20 protein-coding genes are annotated in these 16,704 nt (G+C 57.1%); 11 read left to right on the top strand and 9 right to left on the bottom strand.

The window, feature by feature from the left end; all coding sequences use genetic code 11:
• Position 1: 1 nt before the first annotated feature.
• Together xseA and EPL03_RS18005 are read right to left on the bottom strand one after the other, a co-directional pair.
• Positions 2 to 1,054 carry an exodeoxyribonuclease VII large subunit gene (gene xseA, locus EPL03_RS18010; RefSeq protein ID WP_004594545.1) on the bottom strand — a complete coding sequence of 351 codons (1,053 nt, stop codon included), beginning with the start codon at positions 1,052 to 1,054 and terminating at the stop codon, positions 2 to 4.
• 75 nt (positions 1,055 to 1,129) lie between these two features.
• Positions 1,130 to 1,297 (bottom strand): DNA-binding protein, encoded by a 168-nt coding sequence (locus EPL03_RS18005; protein ID WP_004594546.1) that lies wholly within the window; start codon positions 1,295 to 1,297, stop codon positions 1,130 to 1,132.
• 133 nt (positions 1,298 to 1,430) lie between these two features.
• On the opposite strand from EPL03_RS18005, the gene EPL03_RS18000 reads away from it, so the two are divergent.
• Complete coding sequence (locus tag EPL03_RS18000; protein WP_004594547.1) at positions 1,431 to 1,724, top strand: PadR family transcriptional regulator; 294 nt, start codon at positions 1,431 to 1,433, stop codon at positions 1,722 to 1,724.
• Positions 1,725 to 1,795: 71 nt separating this feature from the next.
• Here EPL03_RS18000 and EPL03_RS17995 read toward each other — a convergent pair whose 3' ends face one another.
• Together EPL03_RS17995 and EPL03_RS17990 are read right to left on the bottom strand one after the other, a co-directional pair.
• Positions 1,796 to 2,314, bottom strand: a complete 519-nt coding sequence (locus tag EPL03_RS17995) for a winged helix-turn-helix transcriptional regulator (protein ID WP_004594548.1) — start codon at positions 2,312 to 2,314, stop codon at positions 1,796 to 1,798.
• A complete protein-coding gene (locus EPL03_RS17990) occupies positions 2,311 to 2,589 on the bottom strand; it encodes a DUF7471 family protein (protein ID WP_225935279.1) in 279 nt (92 codons plus the stop codon). The genes EPL03_RS17995 and EPL03_RS17990 overlap by 4 nt, the downstream gene beginning before the upstream one ends.
• Before the next feature lie 230 nt (positions 2,590 to 2,819).
• Here EPL03_RS17990 and EPL03_RS17985 point away from each other — a divergent pair, with 230 nt between their 5' ends.
• The 4 genes from EPL03_RS17985 to EPL03_RS17970 all read left to right on the top strand — a co-directional run bounded on the left by EPL03_RS17985 (position 2,820) and on the right by EPL03_RS17970 (position 7,139).
• On the top strand, positions 2,820 to 3,407 hold the full coding sequence (locus tag EPL03_RS17985) for a methyltransferase family protein (protein WP_004594550.1): 588 nt from the start codon (positions 2,820 to 2,822) through the stop codon (positions 3,405 to 3,407).
• Between the two features lie 76 nt (positions 3,408 to 3,483).
• Entirely contained in the window at positions 3,484 to 4,791 is a 1,308-nt protein-coding gene (locus tag EPL03_RS17980) for a twin-arginine translocation signal domain-containing protein (RefSeq protein WP_011222434.1), read from the top strand.
• Positions 4,778 to 5,839 carry an iron transporter gene (locus EPL03_RS17975; RefSeq protein WP_004594552.1) on the top strand — a complete coding sequence of 354 codons (1,062 nt, stop codon included), beginning with the start codon at positions 4,778 to 4,780 and terminating at the stop codon, positions 5,837 to 5,839. Before EPL03_RS17980 ends, EPL03_RS17975 begins: the two co-directional genes overlap by 14 nt.
• 229 nt (positions 5,840 to 6,068) lie before the next feature.
• Complete coding sequence (locus EPL03_RS17970; protein ID WP_011222433.1) at positions 6,069 to 7,139, top strand: iron transporter; 1,071 nt, start codon at positions 6,069 to 6,071, stop codon at positions 7,137 to 7,139.
• Positions 7,140 to 7,199: 60 nt separating this feature from the next.
• Here EPL03_RS17970 and EPL03_RS17965 read toward each other — a convergent pair whose 3' ends face one another.
• Together EPL03_RS17965 and EPL03_RS17960 are read right to left on the bottom strand one after the other, a co-directional pair.
• The gene (locus EPL03_RS17965) at positions 7,200 to 8,711 is read right to left on the bottom strand and encodes a hypothetical protein (RefSeq protein ID WP_004594554.1); all 1,512 of its coding nucleotides are present in this window, start codon (positions 8,709 to 8,711) and stop codon (positions 7,200 to 7,202) included.
• On the bottom strand, positions 8,695 to 8,961 hold the full coding sequence (locus EPL03_RS17960; protein ID WP_004594555.1) for a hypothetical protein: 267 nt from the start codon (positions 8,959 to 8,961) through the stop codon (positions 8,695 to 8,697). Before EPL03_RS17960 ends, EPL03_RS17965 begins: the two co-directional genes overlap by 17 nt.
• A 481-nt stretch (positions 8,962 to 9,442) precedes the next feature.
• Here EPL03_RS17960 and EPL03_RS17955 point away from each other — a divergent pair, with 481 nt between their 5' ends.
• The 6 genes from EPL03_RS17955 to EPL03_RS17930 all read left to right on the top strand — a co-directional run bounded on the left by EPL03_RS17955 (position 9,443) and on the right by EPL03_RS17930 (position 14,673).
• Positions 9,443 to 9,847, top strand: a complete 405-nt coding sequence (locus tag EPL03_RS17955) for a DUF7541 family protein (RefSeq protein WP_004594556.1) — start codon at positions 9,443 to 9,445, stop codon at positions 9,845 to 9,847.
• Between the two features lie 20 nt (positions 9,848 to 9,867).
• Positions 9,868 to 10,056 (top strand): DUF7333 family protein, encoded by a 189-nt coding sequence (locus tag EPL03_RS20860; RefSeq protein ID WP_004594557.1) that lies wholly within the window; start codon positions 9,868 to 9,870, stop codon positions 10,054 to 10,056.
• 126 nt (positions 10,057 to 10,182) lie between these two features.
• The gene (locus EPL03_RS17945) at positions 10,183 to 12,867 is read left to right on the top strand and encodes a heavy metal translocating P-type ATPase (protein WP_004594558.1); all 2,685 of its coding nucleotides are present in this window, start codon (positions 10,183 to 10,185) and stop codon (positions 12,865 to 12,867) included.
• Between the two features lies 1 nt (position 12,868).
• Positions 12,869 to 13,306, top strand: a complete 438-nt coding sequence (locus EPL03_RS17940; protein ID WP_004594559.1) for a hypothetical protein — start codon at positions 12,869 to 12,871, stop codon at positions 13,304 to 13,306.
• A gap of 21 nt (positions 13,307 to 13,327) precedes the next feature.
• Entirely contained in the window at positions 13,328 to 14,263 is a 936-nt protein-coding gene (locus EPL03_RS17935) for a cation diffusion facilitator family transporter (protein WP_004594560.1), read from the top strand.
• A gap of 26 nt (positions 14,264 to 14,289) precedes the next feature.
• Entirely contained in the window at positions 14,290 to 14,673 is a 384-nt protein-coding gene (locus tag EPL03_RS17930; protein ID WP_004594561.1) for a SpoIIAA family protein, read from the top strand.
• On the opposite strand, the gene EPL03_RS17925 is transcribed toward EPL03_RS17930, so the two are convergent.
• Genes EPL03_RS17925 through EPL03_RS17915 form a run of 3 tightly spaced genes read right to left on the bottom strand, consistent with a single transcriptional unit; the run spans position 14,670 to position 16,641 of the window.
• Positions 14,670 to 15,992 carry an arylsulfotransferase family protein gene (locus EPL03_RS17925; RefSeq protein ID WP_004594562.1) on the bottom strand — a complete coding sequence of 441 codons (1,323 nt, stop codon included), beginning with the start codon at positions 15,990 to 15,992 and terminating at the stop codon, positions 14,670 to 14,672. The two genes, EPL03_RS17930 and EPL03_RS17925, sit on opposite strands and share 4 nt — an antisense overlap.
• Positions 15,989 to 16,267 (bottom strand): DUF7521 family protein, encoded by a 279-nt coding sequence (locus tag EPL03_RS17920; protein WP_004594563.1) that lies wholly within the window; start codon positions 16,265 to 16,267, stop codon positions 15,989 to 15,991. Before EPL03_RS17920 ends, EPL03_RS17925 begins: the two co-directional genes overlap by 4 nt.
• The gene (locus EPL03_RS17915) at positions 16,264 to 16,641 is read right to left on the bottom strand and encodes a winged helix-turn-helix domain-containing protein (protein ID WP_004594564.1); all 378 of its coding nucleotides are present in this window, start codon (positions 16,639 to 16,641) and stop codon (positions 16,264 to 16,266) included. The genes EPL03_RS17920 and EPL03_RS17915 overlap by 4 nt, the downstream gene beginning before the upstream one ends.
• Positions 16,642 to 16,704: the final 63 nt, after the last annotated feature.

Raw genomic sequence — 16,704 nt, 5'->3', positions numbered from 1 at the left:
ATTAGATCACCCCCAGCCAGAGTGCAGTAATGAGCAGCAACAGCACTAGGAGCACGACAATTGCAACCTTGTAGTAAACTGGCGACAGGCCCTCAGGCGCGGTCGCCTCTTCGACTGCCTCGGCCAGTTCCTGTTCGTGTTCGTGCTCCTGTTCAAAGGTCTCGTACGCGGCCTCAAGCTGTTGCTCAAGCGGGCCAATGTCGCTAGCCAGGAAGTCATTCCGAGACTTCGCGATGTACTCGCCGGCCGCTGTCGGTGTGATCGCGGCCATATCCGCTACCCGATCCGCGATTAGCCGGTCGTCAGTATGGCCAATTGCCGTGACGATCGGGGTGTTCGCGGTGAAGATCGCTTCCGCGACCCGCTCGGTGTTGAACGCCTGAAGGTTCGAATCGCTCCCACCGCCGCGGCCGACGATAATTGAATCGACGTCCTCGGAGCGGTCCAGATGGTGAATCCCGTTCGCGATAGACGTCGGTGCCTCTGACCCTTGGACGGTCGCATCCTTCACCAGGATGTCGACTGTAGGGTCTTGCTCGTGGATCGCGCTCTGGATGTCGTACCGAGCATCCCCTCGGAGTGAGGTCACAACACCGACCCGTTCCGGAAACGCTGGCGGGCGCTGTTTCTGCTCGTCGTCGAACCAGCCACGCTCTTCGAGCTCGCTGCGCAGTCGCTCGACCGCGGCCGCTTGGTCGCCGTCGCCGACGACGATCACTTCCCACGGCTTGAGGTCGATTTTCCCGCCTTCAGTCCAGTAGTCGATATCGCCTTCCAGGATGACCTCAGTCCCGTCCTCGAGCTCGGCGTCCATCTTCCGATAGCGGTTTGCCCAGATCATACAGGGGAGCTCGGCGTCGCCATCGGTAAGCGTGAAGTAGAGCGCTGTACTGTTCTGATGGAGATCCGTGACTTCGCCAATACAGCGGACACCGTCGAGGGCAGGCGCATCCTCGACGACCGAGGCGATTCGGTCGTTCAGCTGTGACACGCTGAGGACGTCTCCTGCCTCAGGCTCGACCGCCTGCCGTTCAGTATCCGGTGCGTCCGCCATCTTCGTTTCCTAACTTCTGTACAGGAACCTCAAAAAGCTACGTTCGAGTGACGGGCTTGGCTGCGTTACGCAGGCCTACAGGTCGCGGGGCTGGACCGTCTTCCGGTCGTTGGACTCGGCACGCTCTGCGGCGTCGTCGAGCAGTTCGGCGACCTCCTCGTTGAGCGTGTCGTAGAAATCTGCCGAGACGTTGTTGTCCGAGAGTGCGTCCTTCACGGCTGCTTTGACGATTAGGTCAGACATTCCATCGCGGAATTCACCTGTCCACTATATAAAGGTTCGAAGTTTTCACGCGATATCCCGACCCAGTCAAGCCAAAATCGCCTCGGGGTACCAGAGAGAACATATGCCACCCCTCAAAATAGAGAACAGACGGATGCACGATCTAACTGGGTTCCAGCGGGACATCTTGTATGTAACGGCCGGGCTCAAGGAACCACACGGGCTCGCAATCAAAGACGAACTCGACGACTACTACGAACAGGAGATCAACCACGGGCGCCTCTATCCGAATCTCGACGACCTCGTCGACAAAGGACTGCTCGAGAAGGGTGAACTCGACAGGCGGACGAACGTATACACAGTTACACAGCGCGGTCAGCGTGAAATAGAGGCACGTCGTGAGTGGGAAACCCAGTATCTGGGAACCGTGGACTCAGGGACTGCATAGCGTTCTATCCAAGTGGGTGCAGTAATCGAACAATCAAGTTCTCGTTTCAACGAAATACATCCGAGGGCTCGTTACGATCCATCCGCCAATAGGTTATCGACGAGGCGGGTGAACCGGTCGATCATCCGATCGGACAGCGAGGGGGAGATCTCTTCGAGGAGGCGAGCGGTCTCAGTCCGCTCGGCTGCGACCAGCGTCACGTGATTATTGACATCTCGGTGTTTCTCGATGAGATTCTGTTCCGTCAAATGATCCAAGTGCCACTCAAGGGTTCCCCGAGCAATCCCGAGGGACTCTGTGACAGCGTTCGGGCTGGATGTTCCCTGTTCGAGAACACAGAATAAGATGTCGCGTGCTGTTTCCCGGCGAAGGACAGCGATTGCTCCCCGCTCCCACGCATCATATTCCGGTGTGTAATAGTGGGTCCGGCCATAGAGAGGTAGGTTGACCACTCTCTCTTGATTCTGGAGTTTCCTGAGATGGTACTGTACCTGTCCTGGTGCGAGGTCGAGTCTCCGCGTGAGCGCGTTGAAGTGTTCTCCAGGGTGGGTGGCAATATACTCGTGAATTCGGTCACGTTGGTGTGTCATGTATCGAAGTTGGTCTCGTTCGAAATGGTTCGGGAGTGATAGACTGCAGCAATAACGAGCGCTACAAGAATGACATCAAGCCCGTGTTCGAGGAGGTGATGCTCGGCTTGTGAAAACAGGCCTACGATGGAGATCCCCGCAACCGCAGAGCGTCCAAGAAGGGCAGCCAATGCAGCGACGATTAACAGATATGGACGGGATTGGCGTTGAACGAACGCGCCGATCGCAAGTCCCAGAAGTACCGCTGTACCCGCAGCCGCGGCGGTGATCACCACGAGCAACGGAAGGGACTGCGAACCGGTAAACCCGCTATGGAGTGGGACAAATCCCGCCATGTGGGCTGAATTTGAAACGCAGTTACCTGAGAACGTCGATTCGAGTTACTCCGGATGTTAGAATTGTAGAGAGTGGTTGGTGGTTCCAAACCTCTTCAGAGGGAGCAGTACCCAGATGCGAACCCAAGATTGTCTCACTTTTTTGTCCTTCACTATCACGACATACACGTATGTCCTCGTTCTCAGATCGTGCGCTCCTGACGGCGGTCGTCGCGGATGTCACGCTGATTCTCGGGTACGCCATCAGTGCGGTTCATCCTGACCGTCGAGTGTGGCCCATCGGTGACAGCTCTTGGCGGTGGTGGTTCAATTGGTCAGCGCTCTCCGTCGTGTTCGCTGGGTTTCCCGTGCTGGGCGCGCTCGATCGGGACTCCTTCATTTTCACCGAACGTTGGAGCAAACTCACGGGTAGCGGTATCGCCGCACTCGGGATGGGATTTGCCCTCTCAGCACTCTTCGAACTTGGGTGGATGGAAAGCAGTGGAAGAGAAGGGGAACTTCGGACGAACGGTATCTACCAGTACACGCGCAACCCTCAGAGCGTGGGATTCATTACGTTCATCGTCGGCGCGATCATTGCAGTGAACTCCCGGAAACTGGCTGTACACGGCATCTTGACCATCCTCGTGTACGCACTGTTCCCGTTTGCCGAAGAACCGTGGCTGCGAGAGCAGTATGGCCAGGAATACGAGCAATACCGCAAGCGGGCCCCCCGATTTATCGGGTGGAACTTGGTGAAGAAGCTCATCACCAGATAGTCTACTACCGACCTTGAGCGGGGATTCAAGAACTCTACCAGAACCGCCTTTTCCGTTGGCTTCCTAACTGTCGTCAATGACTGATGAGAGAGGTATCCCTCGCAGAGAATTCCTCAAGTCGGCCGTCGCTATCGGAGGCGCAGCGGCATTCAGTGCCTGTTTAGGCCGTGAAGATGTTGACGTCCCAACAGGGCCGGATGATCTCTCGTCGTATCCACAACGTCAGCACGCTTGGAATGAGGCCCTCCCACGGGACGACCACGGGAACGTCGTCGCTCCGAGCCATCGTGTGCTCCTCTATCTAAATTACCGACGAGACGGGCCCCCGAACGAAGACGACCGTGACCAAGTTGAAACAGCTCTCCGTGGGATCGAACACGCCTACGAGCGAAGCGGGGGCGGGTTATTGCTCACGGTGAGTTATTCTCCGGCATACTTCGACCGATTCGACGAATCGCTTCCCGAAGACGTTGACCTCCCTGATCCAGAAGCACTTGCGCCGTTTGAGGATCCCGAGTTCGATACGCCCGATGCAGTCGTCCATCTCGCGAGTAACACGGCACAGGTGGTGCTCGGTGCCGAAGAAGCCCTCAAAGGGAACAAATCAACCCTCAACGGTGTCGATCAGCCTGACGCTACACTGACCGATGTTTTCTCAATCGCCGACCGGCGGACGGGCTTTATTGGGGACGGGTTGCCGGCGGAGAATGCTGACGATGCAGAGGGTGTTCCGGCAGATAAGGTCCCAGAGGACGCGCCGCTGTTTATGGGATTCAAATCGGGATTCAAAAAGAACCAGGCCAGTGAAGATCGCGTGACAATCCAGTCGGGGCCGTTCGCCGGTGGAACGACCCAGCACATCTCCAAGCTCCAGCTCAATCTCAATCAGTGGTACAATCAGGACGATCGCTGGCAGCGTGAGGCGAAGATGTTCTGTCCGTACCACGCCGAGAACGACGTAATCGAGGGCGCTGGAGACAATCTCGGAACCAGCAGCAAAATCGACGACTGTCAGCCAACGGATGAGACGGCCCGCGAGATGGGCGTCGTCGGTCACTCCCAGAAATCCGCCCGCGCTCGCGATGACGATGACTCGCCTCTCATCCTTCGGCGCGACTTCGATTCTACCGACGGTGAAACCGCCAGCCTCCACTTCCTTGCGCTCCAGCGACGGATCACCGACTTCGTCGACACGAGAGAAGCGATGAATGGCACTGACGTCACCGAGCAGTCGGCCGTCGGTCAGCGAAACAACAACGGCATCCTGCAGTACATCCGAACGGAGCGTCGCGGTAATTTCCTCGTCCCCCCACGGTCGTTGCGTTCGCTGCCGCCTGCGCGACCGGTCGAGAACGCACAGGAGGTGACGCATGAATCGTCGTGACGTGCTTCGGGCGGTCGGGGGCACGTCACTCGTGGGGCTCGCGGGGTGTACCGGCCTGTTTGAGACGCGGTCAGCGCGGGCACCACCGCTCCCCGAGAACCGCCCGGACGCAGTCTACTATCCGACCCACTACGAGGGCATGAAAATGCCCGGAATGAAGGAACAGGGCGGGTACAGTTGTGCGCTCACGTACTCGTATGCGCACCGGTTCTGGCTGATGAAGCCGAATGGGATCACGAAGGTCGAGATTCAATCCGAAGATTCGATTCACCTGATGCCGGTCGTTTGGGAGACACAGACGGGGATCATCCCACCCGATATCAATCCACAGCTCACGATTACACAGGACGGCGAGCAGGTCGACCAGTTCGCACCGTGGCCGATGCTCTCCCAGCCGATGGGGTTTCACTTCGGCGATAACGCACAGCTCCAGGGCGACGGCACATACACTGTCGAGGTCAGCATCGGCGGGCCGTCGACGCGACGGACGGGGTCGCTGGCCGAGAATCAGGGGAACGCCTCGTTCACGTTCGAGTTCGAATTCAGCGAATCGACGCTCAACGAGATCTCGTATACGGACATTCCCGACGACAGAGAAGGCACGAAGGGTGCTGTCGACCTGATGGACATGGAGATGTTACCGAGTTCGCAAGTGCCGACACCGGACGCGCTCCCGGGGGACGTTCGTGGCTCGGGGACGAGTGGGGACGCGAAGTTCGTGGTTACGATCCTCGAAGACGCGTCACGTTTCGGTGGGGACGAGGAGCAGAGGTATCTCGCTGTTTCTCCGCGCACACCCTACAATCGAACGATGCTGCCGATGATGTCGCTTTCGGGAACACTGCACCGTGACGGGATGTCAGTGTTCGACGGAATTCTACAGGCAACCATCGATCCAGAGCTCCGCTATCACTACGGAGCGACGGTCGCAGATGTACAGACGGGAGATGAGCTGACGATCACGGTCGATTCGCCCCCACAAACAGCTCGCCATGAAGGATACGAGACAGCCTTCGTTGATATGCCAGATGTGCAGGTGACGTTGTAGTTCCAAAGGTGTCTTTAGAATTCCAACCGAAGCCAAATCTATGGAAGAGAAGCACCTCCTACTGGCGACGTTACTTGGCGTTGTCTCACTCCTGGTACTCACCGGATTCGTCGTTCGCTTAGCGTAGACAGTCACAGAATGGCCGAGGCTGGCAGTTACAGAAACCCCCGGTTGACGACAGCGAGGTCGACTCAATGAATCTACCAAACATAGTATCTCAGAGGAGAACATGAATCGGAGAACGTTTCTCAAACAGGGGACTGCTCTCTCGGGGGGCCTGGTACTGTCTGGTTGCCTGGGGCGGCTCGGATTCGAGACGCAGTCTGCATGGCGTGATCCACCGATCGTGGAGGATCGACCTGACGCGGTCTACTATCCGGCAATCATCGAAGGGATGGGAATGTACGGAACGACGACGGCAGGCAGTCTCGGATTTGCACTGATGCACTCCTTCCCGCACCGTTTCTGGAACCTCACTGGCTCACGAAAGACGAAAGTCGTCGTTCAGTCGGATGATTCGGTGCATCTGATGGCGAGTGTCTGGGACACCGAGACGGAGACGATCCTCCCGGTCGACGTCTCTGTCGAAATCAGTAACAGCGACGGTCGAGTGTCCTCGACCAACCTCTGGCCGATGATCTCGCCGAATATGGGGTTCCACTACGGCGACAATATCGCTCTCCCGGGGGAAGGACAGTACGATGTGACGCTCCAGGTTGGCCCGTTGCAGACAGCTCGTACGAGTCCATTCAACGGGCGATTTACAGAGGGACAGTCTGCCACGATGCAGTTCACGTTCGATACGGATGAGACGTACAATTTGGAGATTCGCCGGTTAGGGGACAAAGCAGGCACCCGTGGGACAGTCGATCTAATGGATATGGAAATGATTCCTGAACCGGTCGTGCCGACAAAATCCGAGCTTCCCGGTCGACTACTCCACGAAGGGCAATCCGGTGACGCAACGATGCTGGTTGCTCTCGTTGACGGTGACCATCGGTTTAGTGATACTGAAGGACCCTTCCTAATCGTTTCTCCACGCACACCCTACAATCGCGTGATGCTCCCGAGGATGGCTCTTTCAGCAACACTCGACCGTGGAGGGGATACAATCACACAAGGGACACTCCAAGCGTCCCTTGATCCTGACCTCGGGAGTTTCTATGGGATGGGTATTGATGAACTCAAGACTGGCGATACGGTCAGAATCACTGTAGAGACACCACCCCAACTGGCGCGCCACGACGGCTACGAAACCGCGTTTCTCGACATGGACCCGATTGAGTTCACTGCCGAGTGATCTTTCTGGTTGAGTTCTGACCTTAGTGTGCGATCCGTTGTTCTCTCGAAACCACCAGAATCAGGGTAGATATGGGGGCGTCGCTCCTGGAAGTGAGAGAATCCAGAGGCTAATAACGGTGTACCCGATCATCACACCGATGAACGGGTACTGGCTCCGGATTGCGACGAGACGACTCGAGAAGAGTTCGTAGGCGGTCGCGTGCGCTGCCCAGATAGCGAGGAGATGCCCGATGAGCACGTAGGCGATACTCAAACCCTCGAACCACCCAGGTGGAGACAATGTCAGGGGATTCGCTGGGGGCGACAGTGGAGAGAGAATTGCCATGCCTAGAGCCGGACTGAGGGATACAGCCAGTCCGGTGTAGTGGGCGAGGTGATATCCCGCTGCGATGGCCAATAGCGAGGGTGCAAACCGAAAGGCGATACGTTTCGCTGTGATGTATGTCCCGGTCCGTCGCCGAGAGAGTACGCCCGCATACCAATACGCGGCGAAGAAAACGACGTAGCCACTGACGAAAAGGAGTGTGTAGATGAGGATCGCACGAATCTGTACGGCTCCCACTCCAATATTGGAGAGGCTGACGAGTGCCTCGGTAGTTGCTGCGCCCGTCTGCGTCGTGATGAAGCCGCTGTACGTGAGCTCCCAAATCAGCGCAATGACGAACGCAACATCGGAGGTGTCCGTGATTAAGTCTGAGTCAGTCAGGTCGCTACCGGGCAGTTTTACAGTGAGCTTCCCGTCCCGCCGTTTTACAGGGGCGACAGCCCCGAAAAATCGGAACAGGACGGATAACGGATCTGCGTTCTCGAACCACGCGTCAGGACCGAAGAGTACTGCGCCTGCGATTGTGACGGCACTGTAGCCGAGGATCGCAAGCGAAAGAATTGACGGAATCGTGCTGACAGGGAAAATCACCTCAATCCACACAAGGAGTAATAGGCCACCGACAGCTGGCCATCGGGCTAATTCTCTTGGATACGTTCTGTGTCCAGCTGGGAGAAGCGAGACGATCCCTCGCCAGGGGTTCAGTGCTGGCCAAACGTTCCCTCCAAGATACGTAAGCATCGGCAAGCCCGCTCGAACGACGACAAATGTGACGAGAATGGTGAAGCTTGCTGTCGGGAGCTGCGGTCCGGTCAGTCCGAGATACACTGCCAGTCCAAGGACGACAATCCCAAAACTACGTCCGATCCATCGAATCGGTGTCCACCAGTCGTCGACCGTCGGACCGGGGAGTGACCAGTTGTGGAGATAGCGGATAAAGGCTCGATCAGTAACGAAGCTCGCAAGTAGGGCAGAGGCGCCGATCGTGGCGCCGCCAGTGGCAAGATACAGCCATCGGGGAACGGCAAGGGTATCCCGAGGCTGCTTCGAGAGCGTCATCCCGTTACCGGCAGCGACTGTTTCGGTAAACAGCGTCAGTATCGAGACCCAGAGTACAAACTGTACGAAGAGTCTGAGCTTCGTGTTCGAGACGACCCAATGACGAAGCCTCGACCCTGGACCTGACTCTATGTGTACCTCTTCGCTTGCCCCGGTGTTCGTATCTGAGTCAGGCAAAGATAGCATACATGAATAGAAGACCGAAGTACAGGAGCACGAGGGCTCCAAGCGCTTTCAGACGGAGTGTACGCAACTCGTCTTCTTCGTCTGCTCGGGCAGAGAGGAATGCGTCCTCCTCGTCGTCATCCAGCTCTTGGGGATGTTCTAAGCCTTTGTGGAGGACGAGGCGGTCGGTCGTCGGGAACGGATGCCCACAGTAATCACACTCCCCTGCAGGTGAGTCACGCCGTGGAACCGTAGTGCCTTCGTATGACATACTCTCGAAAGCTGTTATTCGGCCGTAGGCCAGTCAGCGTTGAAACCGTTCTGGTTCGACGTTCGAACTTCTCCGCTCGCGTATCGACCTACGTGGCGTCATCAATGGCCAGAATGGTCGGTTACAACAGATCTGCTAGCGAAGAACGAAGTTGTCCAAACGCTCCCTTTGACAGCGTGGAAGTAGTCTTTTGTTCAGAGTGGTTGTCTTCGACTGGAGACTGACTCTCCGTTTCTCGCTCTTCTTCGTAGGCGTCGCAGTAGATGCACATAAAAAAGAGTAGGCAGAGCGTCTCTATAAAACCATTTGACCGTAAGATGGGATAGCGCGGAGAATCGGGACTAAGCAGTATTACCAGCTTCAGACTGTGAGGTTATACCGCACCAATATTAACTAACGGCTGAATTACAGCCATTTTCTATTAACTATAGGGGTATCAATAACAGCCGATTTATTATATCGTGAAGCTCAACTCGAGATAATGAGCGATTCCGAAGACACGGATTCAACCTTCACGGGAGCGAGTCCATGGCCACTCTTTGTCGCTATTGGATTTGCTCTCTCGGAGGTCGGTGTCGTTCTCGGCCTTCGTCCTGTCTCTGTTGCGGGACTGTTGTTGTTCGTCGGATCTGTTGCTGGCATTCTCACAGAGGCGGAGTATATTACTGAACCAGCGAAAGCAGCAGGTGTTCAAGGATTCGTCCTCTTCGGCATCGGTATCTTGCTGATCACACAGAACCAGACCGGGACGACAATCCGCGGTCAATCGATTGCGATCGCTGGTATCCTGTGTCTCGTTGGTGCACTTGTCTGGGTAGGCTTCGTTCGAAGGAAGACCCGCGCAACGGTATCGACAGCAGAGACGTCGGAAACAACATCTGATTGAGTTTCAGTAACAAACTATCGATGGAATTCGATAACACGAAAACGGTAATCGCGTTCGGGGTCCTGCTCACCCTCATAATTGGTGGGACGATGATGAGTCCGACGAGCAAAAGTACAGTCATGATGGTGAGCGTCGGCCTCGTCGTGTTTGGAGTCTTTACGCTCTTCCTCGAGGTCAAACACGGTGAGTATCGAGCAAACCATACTTAGGTCTGCATTTGAGATGAGACAACGGCCGAGTTAATAATATAGGGCAAAGTATTTATTAGGTATTGGCAGAAAATGGGTGTTTTATAGCAGTCGATTTAATAAATGTGTAGTGGCTAGGGGAGAGTGATGACCTCCCCCGACGACGATTCCCACAACAGGAGTGGTGAGCCACCGGATCGCGCCCACGAACACGAAGAAGGGTCCCACGAGCATAGTCACACGCATGACCACGACCACAGTGATCACGAACACGCCCAACACACAGAACAGGGCGTCGACGACGTTTCTCCACCCATAGACCAAGGGGACGTTGCACAATTCGCGGTCCCGGAGATGGATTGTCCATCCTGTGCAGGAAAGGTAGAGAACAGCGTCGAAAAACTGGACGGAATCCGCAGCGTCGACCCGCAAGTGACGAAAGGGACGCTGACCGTTTCATACGACGGCGAACAAACGAGTGCCACCGCGATTGCTAATCGGGTCGAAAAGGCCGGGTACACCGTGGAGGACACCGGCGAAGTGTCCTCGAAATTCACGGTTCCGGAAATGGATTGCCCGTCGTGTGCTGGCAAAATCGAGAACGCTCTCGAGAGGGTCGAGGGAATTACAACATTCGAAACCCAGCCGACGACCGGAACCGTCGTCGTCACGTACGATTCTTCGAGGACTGGAGAAGCCGATATCATCGGCGCTATCGAACGTGCCGGGTACAAGGTTACAGACACGTCGAGCGACGAATCAGGACGGCAGGACCCGACTGAGGAACGCGAGAGCATCTGGACGAGTCCACGAGCACTCAAGACGTGGATCAGCGGTGGATTCGTCGCTCTCGGCTTGCTCTTCGAGTTCTTCCTGACCGGGCAGAATGTACAGCTTGCAAGCCTTCTCGGAACGGAGCTGCTCGTCGCCGACGTACTGTTCCTCGTTGCCGTCGCGTCCGGTGGTCAGGAGATCTTCCGCAACGGCTACTACTCCGCTCGGAATCTGAACCTCGATATCGACTTCCTGATGTCGGTGGCTATCCTCGGAGCACTCGTTGCGAGCCTCGCCTTCGGTGAGGCGCTCTACTTCGAGGCGGCCACCCTCGCGTTCCTGTTCAGTATCGCCGAGCTGCTGGAGCGGTACTCGATGGATCGCGCTCGGAACTCGCTCCGGGAGTTGATGGACCTCTCACCGGATGAGGCAACCGTCAAACGGGACGATACCACGGAGACAGTTCCTGTCGACGAGGTCGCTGTCGGCGACGTGGTCGTCGTCAAACCGGGGGAGAAGATCCCGATGGACGGAACCGTCGTCGACGGTGAAAGCGCCGTCAATCAGGCACCCATCACAGGCGAAAGCGTACCCGTCGACAAGACGATGGGAGATGAGGTATACGCCGGCACGATCAACGAAGAGGGCTATCTTGAGGTAGAGGTTACCTCTGAAGCCGGTGATAACACGCTCTCGCGAATCGTGGAGATGGTCGAGGATGCCCAGTCGAACAAGACCGAGCGCGAGCAATTCGTCGAACGCTTCTCAACGTACTACACGCCAGTCGTCGTTGCCTTCGCCATTTTGACGACGGTGGGAAGCCCGTACGTTCTCGGCACGACCTGGCCCACGGCCGTCGTCTACGGGTTGACGTTACTGGTACTGGCCTGCCCGTGTGCGTTCGTCATCTCGACACCCGTGTCCGTCGTGTCGGGAATTACGAGCGCCGCGAAGAACGGCGTCCTGATCAAGGGCGGCAACCACCTCGAAGCGATGGGGGCCGTCGACGTCGTCGCCTTCGACAAAACGGGGACGCTCACGAAAGGTGAGCTCACCGTCACTGACGTCGTTCCATTAAACGAAAATTCGGAGGAAGACGTCCTCCGGTGTGCCCGCGGGCTCGAACAACGGAGCGAACATCCCATCGGCGAGGCGATCGTCGCTGAGGCCGGCAGCATGGGAGTCGCCGAGCGCGAGATCGATGATTTCGAGAGCATCACCGGCAAGGGCGTCCGGGCCGACCTCGACGGGACGCCCCACTTCGCTGGCAAGCCGGGGCTGTTCGAGGAGCTGGGATTCGACCTATCACACGTCCACGCGACCACTGACGGCGGTGTCGTCACCCAGACAGCTCGGCAGATATGCGACCGGAACAACTGCCTCGACCTTCTCGACGAGACCGTTCCCGAACTCCAAGCAGAAGGGAAGACCGTTGTCCTCGTTGGAACCGAAGACGAACTCGAAGGCGTCATCGCAGTCGCCGACGAGATCCGACCCGAAGCGAAGCGAACAGTGACGCGACTCAAGCAACTCGGCGTCTCCCGAACGGTGATGCTGACGGGTGACAATGAGCGGACTGCCCGCGCGATCGCCGAACAGGTCGGCGTCGACGAGTACCAGGCCGAATTACTCCCCGAGGACAAGGTGACGGCGATCGAGGAGCTCGTCGAGGAGTACGACGGCGTTGCGATGGTCGGTGACGGCATCAACGACGCACCGGCGCTCGCCACCGCCACAGTCGGCGTGGCGATGGGGGCTGCCGGGACTGATACCGCATTGGAGACCGCCGACATCGCCTTGATGGGTGATGACCTCGCAAAGCTCCCGTACCTCTACGAACTCGCACACGATGCGAACGGGGTCATCCGACAGAACATCTGGTCGAGTCTCGCTGTCAAAGCCGGGCTGGCAGTCGCAGTCCCGTTCGGATACGTCCCGATCTGGCTCGCCGTCCTCGCTGGCGATGCCGGAATGACGACGGCCGTCACCGGGAACGCGATGCGACTCTCTCGAATCACGCCGGAGACAGACACCGAAACCAGCGCTTCGGAGGGGTAAGATGGGTGCAGAGAATGAGGGAAACGCAACATCCCATACGGAGGCAGATCAGCAACGATACCCGTTCGGACTCTCGTCTCCGCAGTTTGCCGTCCTCGTTGTGCTCATTGGGCTCATCGGGCCCGGTTTGTTGGTATACACCTTCGAACAGGCGAACCTCTCTGCAGTTGCTGACCTCGTGTGGATCGTCGGCTATGGCACAACCGTATTTGTGGTTTGGTTCATCTGGCTTCGTCCGCTCGATTTCGCGGGCTCCTCCGCCCAAGATACATCACTCTCCGAAGAATCGGAGCGGTCCAAACCAGAACCGGAGGGAGCCGATGAGGAGATTACCTCTTCGGATAGCACTGAATCAACGGCGCAGGATTCGATGGTGACGAGTGAAGACGGGGCCCAGGAATCTACCCAGGAACAACCGGAATCCTCAGATTCGAAATAGAACCCCCTCTAATGTGAACTTATGACCCTTCACGAGCATACTGATGAGGAGACCGCAGAGCACAACCTCCCGTCTAAATCAAGTGGCAGTACGCGTCGGCTTGCGCTCGTCGCGGTCGTCAATTTCTTTGGATTCGTCATCGAACTGGCTGGTGGACTCCTGTTCGGGTCGGTCGCGCTTATCAGCGACGCACTCCACATGCTGTTCGATATGCTGGCGTACGCGATGGCGTTCGGCGCGAGCTACACCGCCGAACGGTTCGAGGGTGGCGAGGCGTGGTCGTACGGTCTCCACCGACTGGAGCCGGTTGCGGCCTTCCTGAACGGCGTCTTGCTCCTTCCAATGGTCGGATACATCGTCTGGGAGTCCTACCAGCGGTTCCTTGAGCCAGTGGCGATCAATCCCGAGTTGACGCTGATCATCGCTACGGGTGGCCTGCTGGTAAACATCGGCTCCGTGTACGTGTTGCAGGGTGGTGAGATGAGTCTCAACGAGCGCGGGGCGTTCTACCACCTGCTCGGTGACGCCGGTGGCTCTGTTGCGGTAATCGTCTCGACCGCCGCCGTCGCAGTGTTCGATCTCCCCATCGCAGACCCTGTGGCGGCCGTACTCATTGGGCTGCTGGTGCTCGCGTCGGCCGGGAACGTCCTCCGGGAAAGCACCTCGATCCTGTTGGAACGGAGCCCGGTGTCGTCCGAAGAACTCCGGGATGAATTGACGACACTCGATGGCGTCGACCAGATTGAGGATCTCCACGTCTGGCAAGTCTGTAGTCAACTCACCGTCGCAACCGTCCGACTGACAGATACGTCGACCACACTCGAGGAGCAACGGAGAATCCAGTCACGGGTTCACGACTATCTCACGAATCGAGGAATCGACCACGCAACCGTGGAGCTCGTCGGGCGTACCGATCCCGATACTGACCCTGTCGGTACGACGAATCACTCCCACTAACGATGTCCCACACAGCACCCGATCAAATGTTCGAGGTGTTGGACGAGACGAACGAGAACCTCATTGCGATTCGCGTCGGGAAGGGCACGCGAACAGGCTATCAAGAGCTGTACTCACTCCTCGTCGAAAAGAGCGATAAGCACGGGTACATCCACGTGTACGAGGAAGTTCCGAACTGGACGTTCAGGGCGTTTCTCACACACCTCCACGGGGTGGTTCCCGATCTCCGGTACGGCCCTGAGTTCGATATCGACCGGTACGCCGCAGTCGGCGATACACGATGGGCAAAACTCCTGTTCGACTGGTGGTATGCAATCCGACCGATCTGGCCAGTCGCCCCCAACGAAATGCGATATTTCGACATCAAGAAACGCGAGCGAGCTCTCGACTGGCTTCGAGAGGAAATTTAGTTACGAATACGATCAACTCCGCCGACGACAATGAGGAGTGTAGAGACAAGCGTCAGTCCAAGTTGTGGTTCCCGGAACCAGAATGGCGTTGACGGAACGACTGCCCGAAGCCCGACCAGCAGTAGTGAGAGAACCGGCACGCCGGCGTCAGGGCTGTCGACGCTGCTTCCGTTAGTCGTGTACTTCGGGGCTCCGACAGACTCACCGTAGGGCAGTCGGTCGGCTTCGTATGGGATACGCTCTGTTCGAACGCTCCAGACGACAGTCCCGGATTCGTCGACCTCTACGAGTCGCCGGTTGAGCGTGTCGGTGATAAGCGTGTTTCCGTTCGGGAGGCGATCCGCATCCCGGGGCCAATCGAGCTCGACACCCGCTGCCCGATCAAGAGCCCACGCTGGCTCCCATTTACCGCCCTCCGTTCGATGCAGTTCCACGACTCGGTCGTTCTCGCTGTCGGCAACGAGGACGGCACCATCCCCGAGCCACTGGGGGTTGTGCTGGTGGTTGAGCACGTCGGGGTCACCGCATCGAATATCGCCATCATTGTCATAGTCGTTCAACTGGCCGGATTTCCGGCAATTGGCATCGTTCGAATCGGTCGTATCCTCATTGATAACCTCAACGACGCCCTCGCCGCGCTCGATAACGAGTAGCTGGTTGGCATTCCGTACTGAGACGAGATAGCGCCCAGAGCCGATGACGTCCACGTCGTTGATGTGCAGCCAGTCGGTCGTCGTCGGATCTTGTGGGGCGTCGTAGAACGAACTCGCATTCCACTGCCACGTGACTTCGCCGTTCTTGACAGTAAAGATACGCTCGTACTCCATATCGGTGACCAAGTATTCTCCCGATTCGAGTCGTTCGACATCGTGGACTTCGCTGTTCTTGTTCGTTCGCACCGGGAAGCTATACTCCGAAACCACCTGCAGGTCTTTCCCGGGGTCAATGACTCGGAATCCCGTTCGGGTACAGGGAGACTCGTACGGTCCGCACGAAGCGTACCCGCTGTCCATGAACCCGGCTAACACTGTTCCGTTCTCCGTTTGTGTGACGTCAAAATAGCTATCAGCACTCGATTCACGCCAGGTAGTGTTCGTCCCGTTGAGAAGATAGACGCTGCCGTATTCGTGCCAGCCTGGGCCACCCCCCTGAGACCCGACCAAGGTTCGGGACGTCTGGTCTGTCTCCGAAGCCGTCCCAATCGCAGGGGCGAGCATTGCACTGCTAACAAGCGTGAGAACGAACAGAACAACGCCGAAAAGGATTAGGTAGCTACCCCGACGGAGATCAGGAACGGCAACATTCGGAACGGGGTTCATTTCTGGATATACAGCGAGTACATGATGACCGCGAGGCCAAGGGCGACGAACAGGCTGTTGATGAGCACGCCGAGGGCCAATCCGACAGAAAAGAACTGGTTGGCCACGCCAGTTAGAATTGCCCCGAGTGTGATGATACCGAACCCGACACCAAGGACACGTAGCGAATCCGCACCCGTACGTCGATAGGCTTTAAATGCAATATAGGTAATCCCGCCACCGAGAAGCAGGATTACGAACTTGACGACTGCAATCGCCGTGATGACGCCGTTCATACTTCGTCCCCCATCATCGACCAGATATCTGCAAGCCGTTCGTCTGTAGATTTCGGCGGCCGATCGACGCTCACCGAAAACGTACCTGTGTCGTCCATAGAGATCGTGACGTCCTCGAACGACCGCTCGTAGTAGGTAACCCGTCCACCTCCGGGGTTGATCGTCTCCTGTTCTCGAACGAGGGAAGCGGAACTGAGGAGTTCTAATTTTCGATACAGCGTCGACTTGGGGATGTCACATGCGTCGAGGAGTTCGTTCGCAGTCATTGGTTCGATAGTTTCCTGGAGAATAGCCCGACACGCGGGATCATCCAGCGCATCAAGGACATCCTGTACCTCCGGAGTGTCCTCGGACGACACTGAATCATCTCCCATTATTCGATAATACGTGGTCCTCGGGATATGGTGTCCGATTGCTGGAGAGGCATCCCATTGGTC

This window comes from Halorussus halobius (assembly GCF_004765805.1).
Lineage (GTDB): Archaea > Halobacteriota > Halobacteria > Halobacteriales > Haladaptataceae > Halorussus > Halorussus halobius.
Note: the sequence above shows the minus strand (reverse complement) of the source record. Positions and strands in the feature narration are given on the sequence as shown.